A 5,097-nucleotide genomic window follows, 5' to 3' on the forward strand; every position below is an offset into this window, starting at 1 on the left:
TATTTTTAATTATATTGAAATATTCTATAATCGAAAGAGACGTCACTCAACACTGGGGTATCTTTCTCCAGTATCTTATGAGCTCGAATCTATGGTAGCCTAACCTAACTTAGTGTCCTTAAATTCGGGGGAAGTCCAAAAGAGATATTAGATAGACTATAACAAACAGTTTTATTAGATGAAAAAACATATAACCATACGCTGCACATGAACGAGTGCCACAGGACGTTTTTTGAGTATGTGTTTGGTTTACGAAATGCAAACTGGTTTTTGGCTGGCTGACGTTATTCATGGCACTCGTCAGCGAGCTTATCGTTTCACATACATATCGCGATGGTCGGATAAGGATTATTAGCGCGCGTCTTATAACACGCCAGGAGAGGAGGATTTATGAAGAAGGTTAAACTTGAAGAGTTGCGTCCTGAATATCGTCGTGAGGATTTGGGTACCGGTGTCCGCGGCAAATATTTTGAGGCTTATAGGAAGGGCACCAATTTGGTTCTTCTTAGCCCTGATGTGGCAAAGGCCTTTCCTACAGAAGAAGCCGTAAATGATGCGCTTCGATCCCTTATAAATATTGCACAGAAATCGATTGACCTGACAAAGCGCTCTATCCGACGCATTAAAGCTCACGGCTGATAGCTCTTTATTGTTGAAGTTGTAGGAAAAGGTATAATTTTTCAAATGCAGCCTAAAAAACAACTCCTCCTCATAGATGGCACAGCGTATATCTACAGGGCATTTCATGCCATTCCGCATCTTTCCAATTCCAAGGGTATTCCCACAAACGCTGTATATGGTTTTGCCCGGATGCTGTTAAAGGTTATCAAGGACTTTAAAACAGACCATATAGCAGTTGCCTTTGATGTCAAAGGGCCGTCTTTCAGGCATAAGATGTATGAGGAGTATAAGGCGCACAGGCCTGAAATGCCTGACAGCCTGAAACCGCAAATACCTTATATAAAGGAACTGGTAAGGGCATTGAATCTGCCGGTTCTTGAACTGGAAGGCTATGAGGCTGATGATGTTATCGGCACAATATCCAGACAGATGAAGGAAAAGGATGTGGAGGTAATAATCATCGCGGCTGACAAGGATATGCTGCAGCTTATAGATGAAAATACAACCATTGTTGACACCATGAAGGATAAGAAATTTGGCATAAAAGAGGTAATGGAAAGGTTCGGCACAAAGCCTGAGCAGATTGTAGAAATTATGGGCCTTGCAGGAGATTCATCAGATAACATACCCGGTGTGAAAGGCATCGGCGAAAAGACCGCTGTAAAACTTATAAAGGAGTTTGGAACCATTGAAAATCTTTTGCTCAATATTGACAAGGTAAGAGAAAAGGGGTTGAGAGAGAAACTCGGTGAATATGCGGAAGACGCAAGGCTTTCAAGGGCGCTTGCCGTTATAGATAAAAATGCGCCTGTGGATTATAGGTTTGAAGACCTTGCTGTTCAAGCGCCGGATTATCAAAGGCTGAAAGAATTGTTAAAGGAGATGGAATTCACAAAGTTATTAAATGAGATTATTCCAGATGAACGGTCAGATATTAAAGGAGAATACACCTGCGTAACTGATATAGATAAACTGAAAGACCTTACGGCAAAGGTAAAAGAGGCCGGAGAGGCAGCGATTGTAATTAAGAAACAGGGCGGCGCAATATTCGGCGAATTAACCGGGCTTGCTGTCTGCATTAAACCGGGCCAGGCATTTTATATTCCAACAGGCCATCGCTATCTGGGCGCCCCTTCGCAAATTGACAGGCGACTTGTAACTCAGGCCATTAAACCCATTATTGAAGATGAAGGCATAAAAAAGATTAGCCATGATATAAAGGCAGTTCATATCTTTTTTAAACAGCAGAGTATTCAGATGAGGGGCGCAATCTTTGACACAAGCATCGCGTCATATCTGTTAAATCCTTCCAGGTCAAACTATAATATTGAGGATATAGCCCATGAACACTTAGGTTATAAAATGGCGCAATTCAAAACAGCGGCATTTGAAGATGTTGATATAAATACCGCATGCAGCAGGGTTTGCGCTGAGGCTGACGCAATATTCCAGATCTCCGGGAAATTGTTGCCGCAATTGGAAGGCGATTGCCTTTTAAGCCTTTTTAATGAAATAGAAATTCCATTGGCCGGGGTTCTGGCAGAGATGGAACTTAACGGCATAAAGGTTGACAAGGGATATTTCTTAAATCTTTCCAAAGAATTGGAAGGCCGGATTGAAAACATCAGAAACAGGATTTATTCAATTGCCGACGTAGAATTCAATATCAATTCGCCCAAACAATTAGCCTCAGTTTTGTTTGAGAAGCTAAAATTAAAGCCTGTAAAAAAGACAAAGACAGGATTTTCCACAGATGAGGATGTCTTAAAAGCGCTTGCCGCCGGCCATGAGCTTCCGGCGGAGATTTTGAATTTCAGACAGCTCTCAAAACTGAAATCAACCTATGTGGACGCAATTTTAGGACTTATAAATCCGGCAACTCAAAGGATTCACACATCATTCAATCAAACAGTTACAGCAACAGGACGGCTTTCCAGTTCAGAGCCTAATCTTCAGAATATCCCTATAAGGACAGAGCTTGGGAAAAGGATTAGGAGGGGTTTTATTGCAGACAAGGGCTTTTTGTTTTTATCAGCGGATTATTCGCAGATAGAGCTCAGGATCGTTGCGTACCTGTCCGGAGATCCGCTGCTTGTAGAGGCGTTTAAAAAAGATGAGGATGTCCATACAAGGACAGCGTCAGAGGTCTTTGGCATTATACCCGGGCTTGTGACCGAAGAGATGAGGAGGAGGGCAAAGGCGATAAACTTCGGCATTATCTACGGCATGGGGGCTTATGGTCTGGCCGCAGAATTAGGTATATCTCAGGACGAGGCAAGGGGTTATATAGATAATTACTTTTTGCACTATAAAGGCGTGAAGGCATTTATAGATCAAATCATCAGCGAGGCGGCCGCTGCCGGTTATGTGACAACACTCTTTGGAAGGCGGCGGCATATACCTGAACTCAGAAGCGAAAGCGAACAGATAAGACGATTGGGAGAGAGAATGGCAATCAATACGCCTGTGCAGGGGACGGCCGCGGATATAATCAAGATTGCAATGATAAATATATCCAAAGGATTGAAAGAATGCGGCCTTCGCTCAAGGATGCTGCTTCAGATCCATGACGAACTTGTCTTTGAGTCGCCGGACGAGGAAATAGAATTGCTGAAGAAATTTGTAAGGGAAGAGATGGAGACGGCAGCCAATCTATCCGTGCCTATAAAGGTTGATATTCAGATTGGGGCCAACTGGGGAGAGTTGTAAAATATCTTGCAAAAATGGCCTTGAAAAGATATTATGACGAACATGACAAGGTTTATAAGAGATATATCAATCAATAAAAGTAGGTTTCTATGAGTTTCATAAACAACATAAAGATTAAGAGCAAGCTCATTCTGATGCTTATCTTTCCAATCGCAGGCCTCATGTACTTTTCAGTAAACGGCATATGGGAGAAGTCCATATTGTCAAGCAACATGAGGGCTGTAGAAAACATATCCAGCCTTGCAGTCAAGATAAGCGCTCTGGCGCATGAACTGCAAAAAGAGAGGGGCGCCTCAGCCGTGTTTCTTGGCAGCAAAGGGGCGGAATTTGTATCTGAGCTTTCAGGACAAAGGCGTGAGACAGACAAGAAACTTACAGATTTACAGATATTTCTTAAGGGTTTTGATGCAGGCAGATTTGGCGCAGAGTTTAAAAGCGACATGGATATTGCATTGACTGATATTGACGGCCTTAAAGGCAAGAGAGAGGCTATTGATAGACTTAATATTTCAGGAGGCGAGGCAAGAAACTATTTTGCAAATACAATTAGTTCGTCTTTGGACGTTGTTGCTGCCATATCCAGACTGAGCAGCAATACTGAGATAACCATCATGACAGTTGCATATGTTAATTTTCTGCTTGGAAAGGAAAGGGCAGGGAAAGAACGTGCGCTTATGAGTAGTACTTTTGCTATGGACAGGTTTGAACCAGGGATGTTTAATGATTTCGTTTCCTTTGTGACAGAACAGAATGCCTACATGAATGTATTCCTATCCTTTGCCTCTCTTGGTCAAAAGGATTTTTACAAAACAAAAATGCAGGGCCGGTTTGTGGATGAATCGGCGAGGATGAGAAAGATTGCCTTTGAAAAAGGAGATAAGGGGAATTTTGGGGTAGATGCAGGACATTGGTACAGGATGATAACAGGCAAGATAAACCTCTTGAAAGAGGTTGAAGACCGCCTCTCAAATGACCTGAATTCCAAGGCAAAACAGCTTGAAAGCAATACCCAGTTTGCCTTGATAGTTTTTGCACTGTTTACTGTTATTGCCGTTATCCTTGCGGTAATTTTTGCATTTCTGGTTGTGCGCGCTATCACACGGCCGTTAAATAAGATAGTGGAAGCCTCTCAGAGGATTGTCTCAGGCGACCTGCATGTAAACACAGATATTAACTCGCGGGATGAGATTGGGGTACTTGCCAATGCCTTCAACAGCATGGTGGAGCATGTGGAAGAACGAACAGAGACCATAAAGACTGCCAATGAGGAGCTTTTCAGGAAGAAACAAGAAATGGAAATATTGAACGAAGAGCTTGTCAAGGCCAACAAGACGAAGTCTCAGTTCCTTGCCAATGTAAGCCACGAATTAAGAACCCCGCTGAACTCCATTATGGGTTTTTCTGAACTCCTGATAGAAAAATCATTCGGCGACCTGAATGAAAAGCAGACACAATATGTCAACTATATCAATACAAGCGGCAGCCATCTGCTGCATCTTATAAACAATATACTTGACCTGTCAAAGATAGAGGCAGGCAAGATTGAACTGGAACCCGAGGACTTTCCCCTTACGGATGTCTTAGGCGAGGTTCTCAGCATTGTCAGGCCTATGGCGCATAAAAAGGACATTATTATTGAGAGTAAAACCACCCCGCTGTCCCCTACAGTCAGATTAGATAGGTCGAAATTTAAGCAGATTATGCTGAATCTGCTTTCAAACGCCGTAAAATTCAACAAAAGCAGCGGAAAGATAAATATAGATTGGG

The 5,097-nt window shown here is 42.6% G+C and carries 4 protein-coding genes; all 4 read left to right on the forward strand.

All coding sequences use genetic code 11. The features are described from left to right. Positions 1–103 (forward strand): IS3 family transposase (locus Q8P28_00795; protein MDP2681333.1); only part of this gene is annotated, 103 nt, incomplete at its 5' end. Between the two features lie 287 nt (positions 104–390). Beyond that, positions 391–639 carry a hypothetical protein gene (locus Q8P28_00800; protein MDP2681334.1) on the forward strand — a complete coding sequence of 83 codons (249 nt, stop codon included), beginning with the start codon at positions 391–393 and terminating at the stop codon, positions 637–639. Positions 640–684: 45 nt separating this feature from the next. After that, the gene (gene polA, locus Q8P28_00805) at positions 685–3,330 is read left to right on the forward strand and encodes a DNA polymerase I (GenBank protein MDP2681335.1); all 2,646 of its coding nucleotides are present in this window, start codon (positions 685–687) and stop codon (positions 3,328–3,330) included. Between the two features lie 89 nt (positions 3,331–3,419). After that, on the forward strand, positions 3,420–5,097 hold a 1,678-nt coding region (locus Q8P28_00810), incomplete at its 3' end, for a nitrate- and nitrite sensing domain-containing protein (protein ID MDP2681336.1).

Source organism: Deltaproteobacteria bacterium (assembly GCA_030690165.1).
Taxonomy (GTDB): Bacteria; Desulfobacterota; GWC2-55-46; order UBA9637; family UBA9637; genus JACRNJ01.